The sequence below is a fragment of the uncultured Altererythrobacter sp. genome, from assembly GCF_913057185.1.
GTDB lineage: Bacteria > Pseudomonadota > Alphaproteobacteria > Sphingomonadales > Sphingomonadaceae > Erythrobacter > Erythrobacter rubellus.
The window spans coordinates 217,779-235,465 of the sequence record NZ_CAJXNK010000001.1 but is presented as its reverse complement, the minus strand read 5'-3'; the positions used below and the strand labels follow the sequence as shown (position 1 = coordinate 235,465).

The following is a 17,687-nucleotide window of genomic DNA, read 5'->3' as shown; positions in this document are numbered from 1 at the left end:
ACGACCTAAACATCCATTAAGCAGCCCATGCCGTTAATATCAGAACTCCTTCATAAGGGAAACATCAAGAGGCAATTCCGCTTTCTTGATTTTGAGGAGTACATTATGAAATACGATAAATATCTCACGTTTACAGAAATTTGCGGCAGCTGTTACGACCAGGAAGGACCAGAGCATCGTCTCTACCTCGATATAGGTTCGTTCTCAGTCGAAGCTCCTGATGGGGTTTATCCTGTCACGAACTTAGCTGACACTCAGCCTAGGGTTGAGGTCCGCAATCGCAGTATTGTCTTGGATGATCTGCTTGCCGTCTGTGGCGAGCTTCTGCGGCAAGACCCGCACTCCTGTTACCTCGAAAACATCACCTACTCACCCCGAGACGGCATCACGCTCGTGCTTGGTTCGTAATCCTAAGAAAGGTCATAGACATGAAGATTGAAACTTACAGCTTGCTTCTTACGGAGCGGCTTCGTCCCACCCAGCTTGATCAGGTAATCCTGCCTGCCTCAACGCTCAGCACTGTTGATGCGTGGCTTAATGCCGGCTTGGTTCCTAACCTGCTACTTTTTGGATCGCCTGGGACGGGTAAGTCGTCCTTGGCACGGATCATCGTGAAGCGGCTTGGCGCTTTCGCAATCAGAGTGAACGGGTCGAACAAGCAAGACGTCAAGGATGTCCTGAAAAAGCTCGATGCGTTCTGTAGCTCTATCGCTGTGACGGGAGAGCCTAAGATCTGCGTGATTGAAGAGGCTGATTATCTGTCCAAGGACGTTCAGGCTGCGTTGCGTACGGTGACGGAAGACTATTCCGCCCTTGTCCGGTTTATCTTTACCGCGAATGAGGTTGAACGTCTTATCCCTGCTATCCAGTCTCGGTTTGTCAAAATCGATTTTGATGACCTTGGCGATGAGGTTGAAGCTTTGAAATCTCGCCTCAAGGAAAGCCTTGGCGTCCGATTGCAGGAGCTGGGCTTGAGCTTCCAGCAGTCCAAGCTCGAAGCTATCGTTGATAGAGACTTCCCCGATTATCGGTCTATCGCGAATGCCCTTGAGCTTGAGGTAAACTAGCGCTCGACAACCCTACGACAGGCATCCTCGCTCACCTCGATATACCTTTGGGTCATGGCGAGTGAGGAATGTCTGGCTAGGGCTTGAACGTCTCTAAGCGATCCGCCTACGGAACTGATCTTACGTGCCCAACGGGTAATGGCAGTGCGCCTGCCACTGTGCGAGGAGCAACCCTCAAAGCCCAGGGCACGATAAGTATCAAAAAACCAGTTCACCACCACCTGAGCTGACATGGGCTTGCCGGTCTGTGAACGGATCACGATGCCGCTGGTGTGACGGGTGTCTGCTTGAAACCGAGCGAACGCCTTTGCCAATCGAGCAGACATATAGACCACACCGCCAGAGCTGCCCTTTGAGGCTTTGTCCTGAAGGCGGATGGTATCGGTCAGTTCACCAGAGGCATCGGTCACCATCGACCATTCGAGCGATGCAATCTCCTTGGCACGTAGACCTGCATCAACGGAAAGCATGAACATCAGCTCATTGCGGGAGGGGTGCCGAGTATCTTTCACATAGGAAAGAACGGTGCGCTGCTGGGCTTCTGTGAGGGTCTTGGCTTGCTTGGTCAGAGACATGAAAGGGCTCCTGCTTCATTAGAAAGGAGCCCTTTCGATAAATAAGATAATGAAAAAAAATAAAGCCAAATCGGCTGGTTGGTCGAAAGCCTAACGATCCCAAGGGGTTCGGCTTGGGTGATTATGAAAGCCTAATTTTATAATGATAGCAGCGAAGCAGGTTGCCGATTGCCGCTCTTGGCTTAGGGTGTGTAGCCGAAACCGAATGACGAGATTTTGAATGCCAGACATCGTTTATCTGCTGACGAACCCGACAATGCCGGACTTGGTGAAAATCGGCAGGACCACTGATTTGGAATCTCGGCTTCGCAGTCTGTCTACCCATTCTGGGGTGCCTGTGCCGTTCGAATGTTTCTACGCCTGTGAGGTTGGGGACTCGATCAAAGTTGAAAAAGCACTGCACGATGCCTTTGGCGACCATCGGATCAATCCGAAGAGAGAGTTCTTCCGCCTGAACCCTGATCGAGCGGTTGCCATCCTTGAGCTTGTCGCAATCAAGGACGTCACGCCGACTGATGAGGTGGCTGAGGATCAAGCGGAGCTAGACGCACTTCACAGGGAGCAAACGAGGCGCGAGCAATTCCGCTTCTCGATGGTGGATATTGCTCCGGGTGCGATCCTCTCCTTTTCAAAAGATGAGACGATCACCGCTAGAGTGGTCGATGACAAACGCATCGAATTCGAAGGCGAGATAACATCGACCAGTGCGGCTGCAACAAAGCTATTGCACCGGATTGGCTGGACCCTCCGAGCAGCGCAGGGTCCACTATATTGGATTTATGAAGGGGAGACGCTGGCAGAGCGTCGTATTCGGCTTGAGGCTGATGGAGACGACTGAACCAACGCTCAAAGTTCAACCAATAGCGCGCTGTGATCGCTGATGCCTTCTAGTCGGGTCGAGTGTTCATAGCGGCAAAATAATTTTGGGAATGCGGTAGTGAGTGCTGAGTTTCCGAAGGCATGATCGATGCGGAAGCCGTTCTTGGAAGAGCGCCAGCTCCATTCTTTTGCAGACTTACCGTGACAGAGGCGCCAAAGGTCCTGAGTTCCAGCATTTACCTCTAGATCATTGAATTCGTTTGCGCAGAAAAATGGAGTTGCTCCTTCTTCAAGGTCCACGTCGTTTTTGCCCGTATTGAGGTCCCCGATCAAAAGGCTTGGACTTTCGCCCAACGATAGCTCTGTGATGGCAACCTCAAAAAAAGGCTTCTTGTCGTTTTTCTGGGGGAAGTAGCCGCAGATCAGAACCACTGAATCGCAGGTCACTTTAATAAGTTCGCCCTTGGCAGCGTGGGAAGGCGTTAGCCGAGATGTGTGATGGGTCTTCTTCGATGCAATAAGAATTCCATTTTCAGCCTCGCTTCTCGCATAGCCCGATGTCTGGTAGCCTCTGATTTTCAAGGCTTGCTCAAGCGCCAAACCGGCAGGATTGAGGCGCCATTCGCAAAGCAGGATAAAGTCCGCTTCTTCCTGAGCCAGCCATTCAAGAATCCTGGGAATTCTTTTCCCGCCTCCATGTCTGATGTTTAGGCTGACGATCTTCATCTGCGTGCGGTCGTGGTGCAAGTCAGACCGGGTTTGCGAGCAGCGCATCAATCAAGTCCCAGCGGTTTTTGAAGGCATCAATGCTCCAGCCATTATATGAGGTAGATGGCGGTATATGGATGACCCGAACGGTGCTATCTTTTCTGGACTTTTGGAGCCTTTCGGCATCAGCCAACCAGAGGCGATGTGACTCAGCCACATTCTCGGCGACTAGCGCCGATGGCACGATGTAATATTCGAACGGCTGATTGCTATCGGCTGCCGGTATGCCAGCGAGCACCCAGATAAAGTTTTTGCCGAAATCCTTCTCAGCTTTTATCCCCACGGTAACTGTCCTGTTGCCAGGGACATAAGTTTTGACCTGAACGTGGACGAAGCGAGTGCCTTCTTCGTTGCTGCAAAGGATATCGGTGTTGGGGGTGTTTCCGAGAGTGACGACCGCAGAATGTCCTCGGCGGCACAACTCGCCAGCCACGAAGAATTGCGCGGAATTTCCCCTGGCTGTTTTGTTTCGGCTAATCGCTTTGGGCATAATTTACCGCCCCCTGCAAATGTGCACGTCGCAATAATCTACATCCCGATACTCGCCTGACGAGGGTCTATTTCGATCGTTAGTATGCTTGTTGATTATGAAGAGCGTCACCGCTCCGCTTGCGACAAATATGATTAACGCAGTGCGTAAGACCCTCCAGTCTAAGAGCTCTTTCACGCTTTCGCCTCGGAGCACAGCTTGCAGGAATAATCCTGTGCATAGCGAGCCAACCACAAGACTGATAAATAGTCCGTTCAAATTATTCCCCCGCAAACACTGTCGAAACCAGCCGTCAGTCTAGAGGTTAGATTTCGAGTGACCCAAGACCCAATCGAAGCGCATGTATCAGACATGCTGGCTGAAGCTACAAGGCTTCATCAAGCAGCCATGGGTGAGCTTCACTCGCCGCACGACAATCCGCTGCCAAGGCTGAAGAAGGCTCTGAAGCTGCTGGAAGACGCTGAGGTGCTAGCCGATGATAGTGCCTCTTACGTCGATAACGAGACGATGAAGGAAGCGATCAAGCAGCTCCACCAGCAGCAAGGTCAGATCCAAGCCATGATTATCCAGCTGGAAGCTCGAGCTAACAGCTTCAATCCACTACCTTGGCTGCTGATTGGAGCCTTGATCATAGCCATCCTGATCGTGCTGGTTTGAGGGAAATTTGATCTATCTTCCAACAATCCATTCACGCTTGGGTTGATTGTCCAAAACCAGCTTCAAGCCCTTCCGGATGACTTGGCTGATGGATAGGTCCTCTGCTTCTGCATAAGCCTGGACTCGGGCTCTGAAGGGTTCTGGAACTCGACAAGCCACAAAGGCATTAGCGATTGGATGATGTGTTTCTAACGCCATTTTCTGACTCCTGTTTCGTTTTAACGGACTTGAACGGTTTCTGATCGAGCTTCAGCCACTCCTTAAAGCTCAATATTCTCGGTTTATCGGTCATAGGATTCCTCCTTGGATTGGGGTTTGGATTGGGTTTGATGACTGCATTCGCTTCGCTCCTGCAGTCTCACTCGCTTCGCTCGTTCGAAGCTTCATATTTTCTAAGGTTCCGAAGGTTCAGCAGGCGTCTAGCCTGATGAATGTTAGGGGCTCTTTTAAAGTCTAATCTCAAAGGGTCGTTTTCGAGCGCACTTCACCTTCCGCAAGGCAAAGGCGCTCGTCGACGATATCAAAGTGATCGTCCCGTCACGCATTCCATAAGGACAACCTCAAGAGGCAAGGGCGGCTAGCCGGTCTCCTTTTACGTCCCGCTTCAATCCAGCGGATCCACTCTGGTGCTATGGAACGACAATTCCAGAGTGGCGGTAGTTGCTTCTTCTCAGAGCTACCATCGTGCCTTCCGAGCATGACAATGCTCTTCCGGCTTGGGATGGCTGATGCGTTGGTTTTTGAATTACGTCCCTAACTGAAATCCGACCGCCATCTCGCAACGTGCAGCCTCGACAGGTTTGGACCGCAACCACCGCTATGAAGGTTTCAGCCAAATCTATTTATAAAAGTTCAACGCTCAGGATCGGCTGAGAGGGGAATTTTTTCCTATCGGAAAGCAAATAGCCCAAGCTAAGCTGGGACAATGAAGGATGTAGCCGCAGCCATCGCCGTGCGTGACAAAAGGGTGCTGATTACCCGAAGGGCACCAGGTCAAAATCTGGAAGGGCTATGGGAATTCCCAGGAGGGAAAGTCGAGCTAGGGGAAACCGTCCAGGACTGCATTGAGCGCGAGCTAGCTGAAGAACTTGGGATCGAGGTTCGAGCTGGCGAGGTCCTGATAGAAAGCGCGTATCACTACACAGGCGGAGCGATAAATCTCATCGGCATCGAGGTTGAGATTATTGGTGGTGAGTTTGAGCTGACCGTCCATGATGCCTACCAGTGGGTTGAGCCTTTGGCGCTTCGAGAAATTGAATTGGCGCCTGCGGACCTTCCGCTAGCTGAGGAGGTAATTCGCCGTCATGGATAGCATCGAAGATCTCAAGCCTGGAACTGAGCTTTCTAACGATGAGCTTTGTCAGGTATTCGGCTGCGGCAACAGTGGCGGTATGCGTCGATCGAAGAAGACGAATTCCCTGGTTATCGTCTCCGACCATACCAAGGCGCTATATGAAGACCGCTGGTTAGAAGGCGTCATGCATTACACAGGCATGGGTCAGATCGGCGATCAATCCCTCGACTTCATGCAGAATAAGACGCTGGCTCAAAGCGGCACGAACGGTGTCGCAGTGCACCTTTTCGAAGTCCACAAGCCACACGTCTACACCTATGTGGGTGAAGTCGCGCTTGCACAGCAGCCCTACCAAGAAACCCAGGCAGACGCTGAGGGGGCAAGCCGAAAGGTTTGGGTTTTCCCGGTAACGCCGAAGACGGGCGCTGTGCCTGCCATCCCTGTTGAAGTTTATCGAGACCTTGAAGAGCGCAAGGCAAAACAGGCTCGCAAGCTATCCGATGAGGAGGTGGCTCGTCGTGCGCGTCAAACCCAGCGTGACGAAGTGGGGGTGCAGTCGGCTACGGTTACTCAGCATAAGAGGAATCCCTATGTCGCTGAGGAGGCGAAGCGTAGGGCTAAGGGTGTCTGCGAATTATGTGAGAAGCCTGCTCCATTTGAGGATAAAAACGGGAAACCTTATCTCGAAACCCACCACATCGAATGGCTAGCAAGAGGCGGGAAAGACCGCATCGAAAACACGGTAGCGCTATGTCCGAACTGCCATCGACGGGTACACCTCTTGGATCGGGATGCTGACGTTAGAAAGCTGAAAGCCAAGGCAGAGCGAGGGGCTAAATAGGCGACTATGCCGCCCGTAATTGAACCTGGGGGCTACGTGATCGATCGAAAACTTTGGCGAATTGGGCTTAATTGAAATTTCGATGAGGGAGAGTTGACCGTGAATCAGAAGTCGGCACCGTTGTTCGCCATACTGATTGGCGCTTTCGCATCAACTGCCCTATCCGCCCAAGAAGTCTCGCACTCGGATTGGTTTCCCGGATCTTCAAGTGTGACCGAAGAGGAAGTCATGCCGTCGGGATTCAGGGGCAAATGGGCGCCTAATTCTGCGAACTGCAGTGACCCCGACGGGGTTGAGAACATGTTCATTTATGCCCAGGGAATCGATTTTTACGAGAGTGGTGGGCGATTGGACCGGGTGACCCAAGCGGGTCAAACGAGATCGATAAGAATGAAATTGGCATTTGAAGGAGAGGGTGGTTTTTGGGATGTGATCTGGACGGCGACGTTGGCGGAGGATGGAAGATCAGTCCGAATTAGCGAGGATGGACGAGAGGGAAGTGCGACCTATGTAAAGTGCCCGCCATTCGCGATCAAAGAGTATTGATTGCCTGGCTAACTTGCTTCTTAACGCTTTGTGCTTGCGAATTAAAAGGTGTTCAATTTCCGAAATTTTAATTAGTTTCTGAGTCCGGGGGAAGTATGAGAGCAATAGCGCGAATCTTTGGCATGATTTGGATGGCGCTCTGCGGCATACTTTGGGTCTGGTTGGGGTTCGCAGAACCTTTCGGTCGTGTTGATGGCGAAGGGTCGTCAAGCTGGGGCATTCTAACGCTGCTTTCAGACTCACAGTTCGGTCTAACCATGGTGCCAATTCTGCTAGGGGGCATCGGGTACGTCATATGGTCTTGGGGTAAAAAAACCTAGCAATCTGCCCCCTCAATCGGCTGCACTTTACCCGGTAAAGCTTCGCCTTCAGCCTCTCCTGGCATCGGCGCAATCGCCCTCAAAGTGATGCAGGTTTCTGGCTAGCTCAATGCACTGGCTTAAACGGATTTGCGATAAACGGATCATAAACGGAATTTCTAAGCGCCTTTTAAGTTATGAAATCCTTTGTTTTTCGGTAGCCCCGTCACTTGCCAAGGTTGGGGTCGGGCGTTCGAATCGCCTCGCCCGCTCCATAATTTCAAGGGTTTAGACGAACCCTATCTCCAAAAATCCCAAAATAAACAATATACGGATCATATACGGATATCCGGATAACATCGCTTCAAGATGGAAACCGCTGCCCTGGGGGATTATCGAAAGTTTAAATTTCAAGTTAGCTTTGTGCGATCAGGAGGTTAGGTGATGTTAAAGAATCGGGGGTGTCGAAATCTCTTTTTTTCAGCGCTTGCATTCCTGTCTCTGTCTGCTTGTGGTGGAGAAGATAACTCCGAAAGCCCACAGCCAGCGCCAATCGCATCAACGTCTCCAGACCCACTGGCGTGGCAAGAGGTGACCCCGGAAGAGGTTGGTCTTTCCTCAGAAAAATTAGAGGAGGCAGCAAGTCTCGCGCTTCGAGACGGAACCTATGGACAAGCCTTTATCGTAGTAAAAAACAGCAAAATTGCGTTCGAAAAATATCGCGGCATCTCACAGCAGGAAGCAGACTTTGCAGCTTCTAGGATCGTGGAACTCTCTGCTGCTGATTTGGTGAGTAGGTATGGGGATCGCGACAAAGATAGCCCTGCAACATCTTGGTCGGTAGCAAAATCCTTCACCTCGATACTTTTGGGAATTGGCATTGATAAGGGGATTGTCCGATCTACCCAAGACACCGCTGGGCTATATCTGAATGAACTAGCAACGGATGCAAGATCAAGCATAACTCTGAGAGATGTTCTTGATATGCGCTCTGGACTGGTTCCGATTTGCTCTGATCCTACGAGCAGGCAGGCGAACGAGTGCGGTTCAGAGTATGCAAATGGCGGCAACCTAATATGGGTTGATGATCAAATGACACCATGCCTTACCAGAGGTTTGGCACAGCCTGGAAACCAGTACCCATGGTGGCAAAACGGCACAGCTCCCTATCCAGATCGAGCATGGGTTTATTCTAATTGTGACACCATGATATTAGGAGAGGTTCTCTCTCGCGGGCAAAGCGATCACCTTTCTGAATGGGCTGAGCGTAACCTATTCTCACTAATTGGAATGGACGCGGAATGGTGGACAGATAATTCCCAAGAGAGAGCAGGGAACATCCTCAGCTACTGCTGCCTTGATGCGAAGCCGAGGGACTTTGCGCGCTTGGGGCAGTTAATTCTCAATCGGGGCTCATACGGCGGTAAACAAGTGATTTCGCGAAGCTATATCGACTCTATCGTCGAGGCCGCTAAACAACCGCAGGCATTCTATTTTTCCCAATTTTGGTTCACTGACACCCAAAGTGGTCGACGTTTTATCGTAGCACTTGGCTTTGACGGTCAGATGATAGCAGTTGATGTCGAGCGTCAAATTGTCGTCGTTCGATCAAGCTTATATGAGCCGATCCTAAATGCTACGGGCGAGCGTTCGATGCTCTTGGATCTCGACGCAACGCAACAAAGTAACTGGCTTGCTAGTTTGCCGCGGGGTTCGGGAGCTGAATATTATGCAGAGTACGACTTTCGCAAATTCCTCGATTTAGTCAGCGAAGCAGTTGTGAACTAAGTCGGCCGCTCGACCCATTTCCCAGATCTGTTCTTGTAAATCGCTCGGTCGCAATACTCGTATTTGGAGACCCACTCGCTACCGTTGTGTTTCACACGGCGCAGTTACCGGCGATGGGCTCGCCTCCGGCAGCGCAAAAGGCCCCTGCTAGAGCAGGCCTTTTCGATTTACTTTAAGATGTACGCCTGAACGATTAAATCTCTTGAGAGCGGATTAAATCTGATTACGTCTAAATTCATCGTATCATCGGTAATTTTCACGACATTCCGCATTACAACCACACCGTCAACTAGTTGCCAGAACCCCTGAAATCTTCCGGATGCAAATCCATCAGCGGTGAACCCTCGTCCTTGACCGTCCACAGTACCACTGGTCCTCTGAGGATCGTATGTAAGGTGGTAAGTGGCATAAACTTTCCCATACCCCTCCATGTCACCTTCGGCACTGATCGATGTCACCTCTTGACCCAAAACAACTGACGTTACGTTCATAGCTGTGTCTGGTTGCCGCTTTTCCAAACCAAGTTCGCTATGACCGCTAGCTGCCGCAGGCGCTGCCAAAATGAATAAACTGGCCAAAAAGAATTTTTTCATAGTTAAATCCTTGTAAAATATCATTTTTTCTCTATATTGCATCAATATATACAGATAAGGAATCACTATCAAGAATTTTTTGATTGCCTTGATAATCAAAAATTGAACATGAAAATTTTCATTGACATGAAATATTTAGATCTTAGCCTCTCGAATCGATTAGAAATAAAACTGGATACATTCACAAATTTCAAGATCTTGAATAAAGGAGCGTCAAATGCGTTTTCTATCATTTATATTTGGAACTTTGCTTTTAACTGTAATGCCGGGCTCCGCGGCCCTGGCGCAATCTTTTGATGTTAATGAGCAATTCGTGGCTGAATTCGAAATTGATGCTGTGGATGTCGATGCGGAAACATTCAAAGCCTCGCTGTCTGGAGAGGCAGGTCCTTATGGCCGCGTTTATTTGTCATATGATTTTACGAACAAACAGAATTTAGACACCATGGGCGAATTCACAGGGTTCGCTTGGACGCAAAATGGAGAAGAGATCGTAACGGGTACCCTTCAAGGTGTTTGGGTGAAAGCTGGAAAGGTATTTAAGCTTTATACTTTCGATGCGGTATCAAATGGTAAACTTAATTTTGCTATTGGTGAAATTGATTTCGTCAACAAGACAGCGAGATTCGATGTCTCCGAACTAAAGCTCTAAGTAGATCAGCTCATTTTCACCCGACCCGTTTTCCAAATAATTTTCATTCCGTAGCAAATATTGGGATAGAGAAAGTCAGAGAGATCTCACATGAAAAAGATGATCCTTGCGTTTGTTGCGACCCTGCTTGCCGCGTGCTCTGCTAACAATGCAGAAGCTCCGGGGGGTACGGGGGAGCCTGCTGTGGCGCACAATGAAAGTGAATGGATTTTGTGGGCGCTTACTACAGCGGCTCCTTCATTCATCGGAGACAACGCAACTGTTATCGCACCTGATGGAACGGTTTTGCAAGAAGGTACCAACGGATGGACATGCCAGTCAGCTAGTCCAATGCCAATGCCTGACACTGGGTATGCAACTGTTCGGGAGGCCGTCCCGGCTTGCTCGGATGAAGCGGCTCAAGCTTGGATGAAGGCCTATATGGCAGGCGAACAACCTGCTTTAGAGACAGATGGCTGGATGTGGATGCTCCATGGCGACATGGGTGCAGACAACTTCGACCACACTGCTATGTCTATCGAAGAAGCTAATCCGGAGCATTGGATCGTTAGCGGTCCCCATCTTATGATGATGCCTGCAGACGTTTCTACTATCGCGAATACCACTACTGATTTTACCAGCGGCGCGCCCTATTTGATGTTTAAGGGCACCGGCTTTGATCATTTGATGATCCCTTTGGAAGGGTACTACGATTTTCAAAATTAATTTGAATTTTGCGAAGTGTTGGGAGGCATACTTACATGAAACTTAAAATAAATCTTTTGGCGGCTTCGGCTATGGCTGCAACAATGTTAGCAGCACCAGTGTCTGCAGACGACCACATGTCCGCACCTAGTTGGGGCAAAGTCGAGACTATTGCCTGCCAGTATAATGACGGCAAATCTCTTGTGGACCTGATGGATGTGGTTTCCAAATGGAACAGCTGGTCAAATGAACAAGACCTCAACAATTATTTTGCTTGGGTCCTAACGCCTCATTATCACTCCGAGTTAAATGGCGGGAGGACCGCGTTTTGGTTTGGTGCATCCCCCAGTGCTGAAGCAATGGGTCAAGCCAAGGACGACTGGGTCGCCAATGGCGGAGAAGTTCTATCTGAATTCAATGAGGTTTGGACCTGCGGCTCCCAATCACTCAGCACCAGCATGATTGTGCGGCCACAGCCTCCTACGCCAAGCAGCACGGCGGTCGTGGACTTTACTGATTGCACCTTCAAGGATGGAAAATCTGTGCTTGATTTATTCGCCGTACAGAAATCGTGGTTTGAATATCTCGACGAGAACGAGGTAAAGGCGACCGTTGCTTACCATCTGCCAGGGGCCGGGGAAGACCCTGATAATGAATACGGTGTTAAAATCTCCACATGGTTTCCTGACATGCAAGAGAAGGGCCGCTTCGAGGACATAATAGCTAACGAAGGTGGATGGATGCGTGCGTTCCAAACGTTTAATCCTATCATGGAATGTAACAGCGAGCGTGTATACAACGCTACCTTGGCAAGAGGTCCAAACCGCTAAGCTCTCAAAGCCAAAGTCGCATACAAAGGCGCCGTCCAAGTGGGCGGCGTCATTTTATTCACAAATGACGTGCCCCATTAAGGTAGGATACGGCTCAAATTGGGGTTCTAATGGCTATAGTTGACCGGCTTCGGGTTTAGCGTGAGGCGGTACATTAGGGCTAGGCAAAATCTTTTGTCATGGTGGCGGCTAGTACGCATCGAGGTAGTGTCGTAGTTGTTGAGGGTTTAGACAGGATCTCGGCTTCTTCGGCAGTGTAGAGGACCGCACATGCAACTCATCTTGATAAATTGGGATATCTCTTGCTTTGATTTGTGGCCACCCCATGCTAATCGATTACGGAAATACTGGAAGGGAATTAAGATGGTTCGAGCACCGAAGATGGCAATCACGGCGGTAGCTGCCATAGCGGCAAGTATGAGCATGTCAGTCGTCGCGAATGCTGAAGATCACGCACATTCCGGTCATAATGAAACGGCTAATCGGGTGGCGCCAGCAGCTTTATCCGGCCAAATCGTAATCGTATACCACTGGCCCTGCGCCAATACGGAAATTGGACTTTCTCTTCTTAAAACAATGATATCTTATGAGCGAGATGCATCTCCTCATCCATACTCAGCTGCACCGGCGATACACCAGGATGGGGCATTGGTTTCTATTGATGTTCATACCTCAAAAAATTCAATGGAACAGGCCATTACTTGGCAAAATTCTGACGAGCGTTGGCAATCTCTTTTTAAGGAAATGGCAGAGGTTTGCGGTTCTGTTGAAGATCTCACCACGAACATGTTTATAGTTCAATAAGCAGTGATGCTGGAATGAATATGAAAACGAGCCCGAGCGACCGGGCAAACAAGTCGTGTGATAATCTTTGGTTTTAATATACCTAGGGCTAGCCGTTAAAGCTTTCGCTTCCTTGCTATTCAACCTCAGAGAACTTCAAGATCGCAGGTTCAACGCTGCTGTTGTTGTACGTCCCAACCCAAATATCATACTGTCCGCTTTGAGGTTTTGATAGCTTGACCTCAGGGTCAAGGTCGCCACCGCCGTCATCATCGCAAAGCCAATTTCCATTCGGAGTATTGATGATAAGTGTGGTGTCTACATCGGATTCCACGGTAATGATCAACGGCAAAGCACCAGCTTTATAAATGAGGCGATAATCTGGGGCATCTGCAATCCAGCCGGCGCAATCTCCGCCCAAGTCTTTTGCATCGATGTTGCCGCCCGATCTTAAGTTTACTGTGTAGGGGTCAGGTCTGAACCCAGCATCTAAACTAGTCGATCCAAAACTGGGATTCTGAGTGACCTCTTGTGCTGAGGTCGCACCCGATAGAATTAAGGCTATAATACCCGCAGAAAAGGTAATTTGGCGAAGTTTCATTTTTCACTCTACAGTCAGGTGCGTTCAAAAAGAACACACAGTTAACTCGAATAGCCTGCCTAACGCAAATTCTTTGCTTGCGCCACGACAACAATTTGCTAAACGCAATGTTACATCATTACATACAAGGTGGGGATCACCTTGGGCAATTAGAGCTAACGAGGGAAAAACCCATGAAAATCAATGAAGCGAACCTTGTTTCGCAAAGCGCAATTGCAACTGCACTGGCTTTGACGGCTGTGTCTGCCCCGGCATATGCGCAGGACAATGCATCTGGTGAAGGCACAGAGACCGATCCGCATGACCGCGGAACCATTATCGTTTCTGCCGACGCGTTAAGCGAACTGGACTTCATTGCTGGTCAGGACGTGATCGAAGTTGAGGAGATCCAGCGCGACTTGACGGGTCAATTGGGTGATCTTCTCGTCAAAGTGCCTGGTGTTTCGGCAACCAGTTTTTCCCCTGGTTCATCGCGCCCGATCCTGCGCGGTCTGGATGGTGAACGCGTCCGCGTTCTCATCGACGGATTGGGCACAGCTGACGTTGGCAACACCTCTGCCGACCACGCGACGTCGATTGATCCGCTGACCGTTGAGCGCGTCGAAGTGCTGCGCGGCCCGGCTGCGCTGCTTTACGGCAGCCAGGCCATCGGTGGTGTGGTGAACGTGATCGATCGCCGCATGCCAGTCGCTATGCCAGAGCATGGCTTGCACATTGAAGGCCTGACAGCGTTTGACACAGCTAGTGAGCTGCGCAGCGGCGGGCTTTCTGTTGATGCCGGAATTGGCGAAAACCTCGTCGTGCACTTTGACGGCTCATACCGTGAGACTGACGATCTTGAGATTCCAGGTTTCCAGCTTTCCGAAGACCTGCGTTTGGACCTTTTGGCAGATGCGGATGAAGAGGAAGACGAAGGGGAGCTCGAAGAAGCTGAAGAGCTTCGCGAAGCTGCTGAACAGCGCGGCTTTGTACCTAACAGCGCGACAGAAACGTGGACCGTAAACGGCGGGATTGGCCTCATTGTGGGCGAATCAACTTTCGGCGCGTCGGTAGGTTACTACGACACCAGCTATGGTCTGGTCGGTAATCCCGAAGGCGGCCACCACCACGGCGAAGAAGGCGAAGTGGAAGAGGAAGAGGGTGAAGAGGAAGAAACTGTCTCCATCGGCCTTGAACAGCTTCGCGTCGATTTGCGCGGCGATATCACGCTCGGCGATGGCCTCTTCTCTCGCCTGAAGCTGCGCGGTGGCTATTCTGACTACACCCATATAGAGTTCGAAGGCACAGAAGTCGGAACAGTCTTCGATACAGAAACGATCGAAGCGCGTGCAGAGCTGGTTCAAACCACTGGCGGTGTCATCGGAGCGCAATTCACATCGCGTGACTTCTCTGCCGTCGGAGAAGAAGCATTTGTACCGCCCAACGAGACAACGCAGTTTGCACTCTTCACTGTACAGGAATTCGATTTGGACGGATTCCAGATCGAAGCTGCTGGCCGCTTCGAGCAAGTCGATGTCGAGTCAGGGCCGCTCGGACTTGAGCGTGATTTCAGCCTGTTCTCGGGTGCGTTGTCGCTGGTCCGTGAGACTGAAGGCGGAGCACGCTTCGGGATCACAGGGTCTCGGGCAGAGCGCGCACCGGCTGGCGAAGAACTCTTCGCGGACGGTCCGCATATCGCGACGCAAGCCTTTGAAATTGGCGATCCGAACCTGGACAAGGAAAGTGCACTTGGTGTCGAACTGTTCGCGCGTGCCGGAATCGGCGCAGCGCAGTTCGGTGCTTCGGTTTACTACCAATCATTCGATGACTTCATCTATCTCTCTCCGACAGGAGAAGAAGAAGATGAGTTGCCGGTGTTTGAGTTCCTGCAGGATGACGCGGACTTCTTTGGCTTCGAAGCCGATCTTGTTGTCCCGCTGATTGACAACGACTCCTACAATCTGACTGCAGATTTGCGAGCATCCTATGTCTCTGCAGACCTTGACAATGGAGGTAATGTACCCCGCATCCCCCCGGTAAGTGTGCTTGCTGCACTTGAATCGGATTTTTCTGCTTTCACTGTTCGCAGCGAGGTGCAGTGGTTTGGTGAGCAAAACAATGTTGCCGAATTTGAAACTCCGACAGACGACTTTGCCTTTGTAAATCTGTTCCTCTCCTGGCGCCCGCTTTCTGACAATCAGAATGTCGTGGTACAGCTTGCCGGTGAAAACCTTTTCGATACGACGGGCCGCCGCCATTCCAGCTTTACGAAGGAATTCTTACCGCTGGCTGGCCGCAACATCAAAGCTAGCGTCCGCTTCAGTTTCTAACGCTTTAACGGAACGATCCGAACAGGGGGAATGGCGCCGTGCCGTTCCCCCCTTTTGCGGCTTAGCTCTCGACTGCGAACGTCAGATCGGCGTGTTCCTGTAAACGGTCAACCAGGGCCTCGCCCAGGAATGAGCCCGGCGTGCCAACGCCACCTGACTTGTCGCAGGATAACAGCGCAATGCCGGTTTCGGTCAGCATACGGCTGGTCGAGCCATAGCCCGGATCATACTTGCCTTTGACGCCGAAATGCAGGGTCTCGCCATCGGGCAGATCGGCCACGAACAGCACATCATAGAAGCCGTTCTCGCGTTCTTCCTTGCTGGGCCCCTCGCCCGGCTTCGGCGGCTTTGCGCCGAAGGGGTTCTTCATCATTTCCGCCACCGCATTTGCTGCGGCCTTGCCTGCCTCGCCCGGACTGGTCAGCATCATTTCGTCATAAACGAAGTCCTCACCATAGGGGAAACCGGCCAGAAAATTGGTGCGGTGGACATTCTTGGTATTGATCGGTGCCATCACGAATGGCGCGGCCCATTTGTCCAAATCCTTTTCATAGTGCGGAATCATGCCCGATGGCTGCTCGGGCCCTTCAAAGCCCGGAGTAAGGCCGAATGAAGAACGCAACACGGCAAGCAGTGTGGGCTTGCGCGCAACCGCCTTCATTGTCTCAGTCAGGCTGGCCGCTGTCCCGCCTGAGAAAGTGCCCTGCATCGCGCGGACACGCCCGCGAATACGCGGCGACGGTTTCCCGGTACGCTTCTCGACTTCTTTCTGAGTCATCATCACGCCGAGGTCGAACGGGATAGAATCGAACCCGCTTGAGAAACAGATCCGCGCGCCAGATGCCTTGGCGGCTTCGTGATGCTCGTCGATCATCTCGCGCATCCAACCTGGTTCTCCGCACAGATCCGCATAGTCAGTGCCGGTCTTCACACAGGCTTCGACCAGCGCATCGCCATAGAGCTGATACGGGCCGACTGTTGTCAGCACCACGCGGGTGCGATTGCACATGGTCTCAAGGCTAGCCGGATCGTTCGCATCGGCAACCACCAGCGGGGTTGTGTCCGGTGCGCCAATCTCGTCGCGCACAGCCTCCAGCTTGTCCAGACTGCGACCGGCCATCGCCCAGCTGGGGCAATCTTCGCGGTTGCCGTAGTGCTGATCGAGATATTCGGCGACCAGACGGCCAGTATAACCGGTTGCTCCATAGACGATGATATCGAATTCGCGATTGTCCTTGGACATATTTGCTCTCCTTTAAGCTGGCTTGATGCGCGCCATGCTTCAGAGAGTCAAAGCCGTTACGGAACAGCGGTTCCGCGGAATCGCGATTTTAAAGGCGGGGTAAGGTCACGCCGCGCTGCCCCATGTATTTGCCCGCGCGATCGGCATAGGTGACTTCGGGCCGTTCATTGCCTTTGAGGAATAGAAACTGGCATGCGCCTTCGTTGGCGTAGATCTTGGCCGGCAGCGGCGTGGTGTTGGAAAATTCCAGCGTCACATGACCTTCCCAGCCGGGCTCCAGCGGCGTGACATTCACGATGATGCCGCAGCGGGCATAGGTGCTCTTTCCAAGGCAGATTACCAGCACATCTTCAGGAATGCGGAAGTATTCGACCGTGCGCGCGAGCGCGAAACTATTGGGCGGGATGATGCAAACGTCGGTTTCGCGATCCACCAGGCTTTCCGCATCGAACTTCTTCGGATCAACAGTCGCCGAATTGACGTTAGTGAAGATCTTGAACTCGGGTGCAACCCGCGCGTCATAGCCGAAAGAGCTAAGGCCATAGGAAATGCAGCCTTCGCGGCGTTGCGCCTCTACAAATGGCTCAATCATGCCATTTGTCTGGGCCTGTTCCCGAATCCATTTATCTGAAAGAATCGCCATAACCGAGTGATTCCCGAAGGCCGCGCGCGGGGCAAGCAGGGCCGCGAATTTATCTGGGGGAGTCTTTCGTATCGCGCTGAAAACGGACCGTTGGCTTCGGCGAAGGTTATGTGAGAGAAGATCATCCAATCTGCGATATTTGTGACAGCAACTGACAATCTTAAGTGTCAGCTTCCGATCCGGAATACGGCCGTCGGTGCTTCGC

General features: G+C 51.3%; 19 protein-coding genes. 12 read left to right on the top strand and 7 right to left on the bottom strand.

All coding sequences use genetic code 11. The features are described 5' to 3' along the window. The first annotated feature begins 105 nt into the window (after positions 1 to 105). Both QZ487_RS01170 and QZ487_RS01165 read left to right on the top strand, forming a co-directional pair. The gene (locus tag QZ487_RS01170; protein ID WP_296022981.1) at positions 106 to 408 is read left to right on the top strand and encodes a hypothetical protein; all 303 of its coding nucleotides are present in this window, start codon (positions 106 to 108) and stop codon (positions 406 to 408) included. Between the two features lie 20 nt (positions 409 to 428). Next, positions 429 to 1,067 carry an AAA family ATPase gene (locus QZ487_RS01165; RefSeq protein WP_296022980.1) on the top strand — a complete coding sequence of 213 codons (639 nt, stop codon included), beginning with the start codon at positions 429 to 431 and terminating at the stop codon, positions 1,065 to 1,067. Here QZ487_RS01165 and QZ487_RS01160 read toward each other — a convergent pair. Beyond that, positions 1,064 to 1,642 carry a site-specific integrase gene (locus QZ487_RS01160; RefSeq protein WP_296022979.1) on the bottom strand — a complete coding sequence of 193 codons (579 nt, stop codon included), beginning with the start codon at positions 1,640 to 1,642 and terminating at the stop codon, positions 1,064 to 1,066. The genes QZ487_RS01165 and QZ487_RS01160 overlap by 4 nt on opposite strands. 220 nt (positions 1,643 to 1,862) lie before the next feature. Here QZ487_RS01160 and QZ487_RS01155 point away from each other — a divergent pair, with 220 nt between their 5' ends. After that, a complete protein-coding gene (locus QZ487_RS01155; RefSeq protein WP_296022978.1) occupies positions 1,863 to 2,480 on the top strand; it encodes a GIY-YIG nuclease family protein in 618 nt (205 codons plus the stop codon). Positions 2,481 to 2,488: 8 nt separating this feature from the next. Here QZ487_RS01155 and QZ487_RS01150 read toward each other — a convergent pair whose 3' ends face one another. After that, positions 2,489 to 3,187, bottom strand: coding sequence for an endonuclease/exonuclease/phosphatase family protein (locus tag QZ487_RS01150; protein WP_296022976.1), 699 nt, complete (start codon positions 3,185 to 3,187; stop codon positions 2,489 to 2,491). A gap of 22 nt (positions 3,188 to 3,209) precedes the next feature. Further along, positions 3,210 to 3,719 carry a hypothetical protein gene (locus tag QZ487_RS01145; protein WP_296022975.1) on the bottom strand — a complete coding sequence of 170 codons (510 nt, stop codon included), beginning with the start codon at positions 3,717 to 3,719 and terminating at the stop codon, positions 3,210 to 3,212. Positions 3,720 to 4,034: 315 nt separating this feature from the next. Between QZ487_RS01145 and QZ487_RS01140 the strand changes: the two genes are divergently transcribed. The 4 genes from QZ487_RS01140 (at position 4,035) to QZ487_RS01125 (ending at position 9,144) form a co-directional block, all read left to right on the top strand. Continuing rightward, positions 4,035 to 4,376, top strand: a complete 342-nt coding sequence (locus QZ487_RS01140; protein ID WP_296022974.1) for a hypothetical protein — start codon at positions 4,035 to 4,037, stop codon at positions 4,374 to 4,376. Positions 4,377 to 5,301: 925 nt separating this feature from the next. After that, positions 5,302 to 5,688, top strand: coding sequence for a (deoxy)nucleoside triphosphate pyrophosphohydrolase (locus QZ487_RS01135; protein ID WP_296022973.1), 387 nt, complete (start codon positions 5,302 to 5,304; stop codon positions 5,686 to 5,688). Beyond that, positions 5,681 to 6,511 (top strand): HNH endonuclease signature motif containing protein, encoded by an 831-nt coding sequence (locus QZ487_RS01130; RefSeq protein WP_296022971.1) that lies wholly within the window; start codon positions 5,681 to 5,683, stop codon positions 6,509 to 6,511. The genes QZ487_RS01135 and QZ487_RS01130 overlap by 8 nt, the downstream gene beginning before the upstream one ends. 1,289 nt (positions 6,512 to 7,800) lie before the next feature. Continuing rightward, positions 7,801 to 9,144, top strand: a complete 1,344-nt coding sequence (locus QZ487_RS01125) for a serine hydrolase (RefSeq protein ID WP_296022970.1) — start codon at positions 7,801 to 7,803, stop codon at positions 9,142 to 9,144. 167 nt (positions 9,145 to 9,311) lie between these two features. Here QZ487_RS01125 and QZ487_RS01120 read toward each other — a convergent pair whose 3' ends face one another. Then, on the bottom strand, positions 9,312 to 9,836 hold the full coding sequence (locus QZ487_RS01120) for a hypothetical protein (protein ID WP_296022969.1): 525 nt from the start codon (positions 9,834 to 9,836) through the stop codon (positions 9,312 to 9,314). A gap of 118 nt (positions 9,837 to 9,954) precedes the next feature. On the opposite strand from QZ487_RS01120, the gene QZ487_RS01115 reads away from it, so the two are divergent. From QZ487_RS01115 to QZ487_RS01100, 4 genes are all read left to right on the top strand, one after another. Continuing rightward, positions 9,955 to 10,389 carry a hypothetical protein gene (locus QZ487_RS01115; protein ID WP_296022967.1) on the top strand — a complete coding sequence of 145 codons (435 nt, stop codon included), beginning with the start codon at positions 9,955 to 9,957 and terminating at the stop codon, positions 10,387 to 10,389. A gap of 90 nt (positions 10,390 to 10,479) precedes the next feature. Next, on the top strand, positions 10,480 to 11,094 hold the full coding sequence (locus QZ487_RS01110; protein ID WP_296022966.1) for a hypothetical protein: 615 nt from the start codon (positions 10,480 to 10,482) through the stop codon (positions 11,092 to 11,094). A 35-nt stretch (positions 11,095 to 11,129) separates the two neighbouring features. Beyond that, the gene (locus QZ487_RS01105; RefSeq protein WP_285975962.1) at positions 11,130 to 11,903 is read left to right on the top strand and encodes a hypothetical protein; all 774 of its coding nucleotides are present in this window, start codon (positions 11,130 to 11,132) and stop codon (positions 11,901 to 11,903) included. 363 nt (positions 11,904 to 12,266) lie between these two features. Continuing rightward, entirely contained in the window at positions 12,267 to 12,707 is a 441-nt protein-coding gene (locus tag QZ487_RS01100) for a hypothetical protein (RefSeq protein WP_296022965.1), read from the top strand. Positions 12,708 to 12,822: 115 nt separating this feature from the next. On the opposite strand, the gene QZ487_RS01095 is transcribed toward QZ487_RS01100, so the two are convergent. Beyond that, the gene (locus QZ487_RS01095; RefSeq protein WP_296022964.1) at positions 12,823 to 13,287 is read right to left on the bottom strand and encodes a hypothetical protein; all 465 of its coding nucleotides are present in this window, start codon (positions 13,285 to 13,287) and stop codon (positions 12,823 to 12,825) included. 173 nt (positions 13,288 to 13,460) lie between these two features. On the opposite strand from QZ487_RS01095, the gene QZ487_RS01090 reads away from it, so the two are divergent. Then, on the top strand, positions 13,461 to 15,596 hold the full coding sequence (locus QZ487_RS01090) for a TonB-dependent receptor (RefSeq protein WP_296022962.1): 2,136 nt from the start codon (positions 13,461 to 13,463) through the stop codon (positions 15,594 to 15,596). A gap of 61 nt (positions 15,597 to 15,657) precedes the next feature. On the opposite strand, the gene QZ487_RS01085 is transcribed toward QZ487_RS01090, so the two are convergent. Both QZ487_RS01085 and dcd read right to left on the bottom strand, forming a co-directional pair. Next, positions 15,658 to 16,839: a saccharopine dehydrogenase NADP-binding domain-containing protein gene (locus QZ487_RS01085; RefSeq protein WP_285975958.1), complete on the bottom strand. Its 1,182-nt coding sequence runs from the start codon at positions 16,837 to 16,839 to the stop codon at positions 15,658 to 15,660. 88 nt (positions 16,840 to 16,927) lie between these two features. Then, entirely contained in the window at positions 16,928 to 17,482 is a 555-nt protein-coding gene (dcd, locus tag QZ487_RS01080; protein WP_285975957.1) for a dCTP deaminase, read from the bottom strand. Between the last annotated feature and the right edge of the window lie 205 nt (positions 17,483 to 17,687).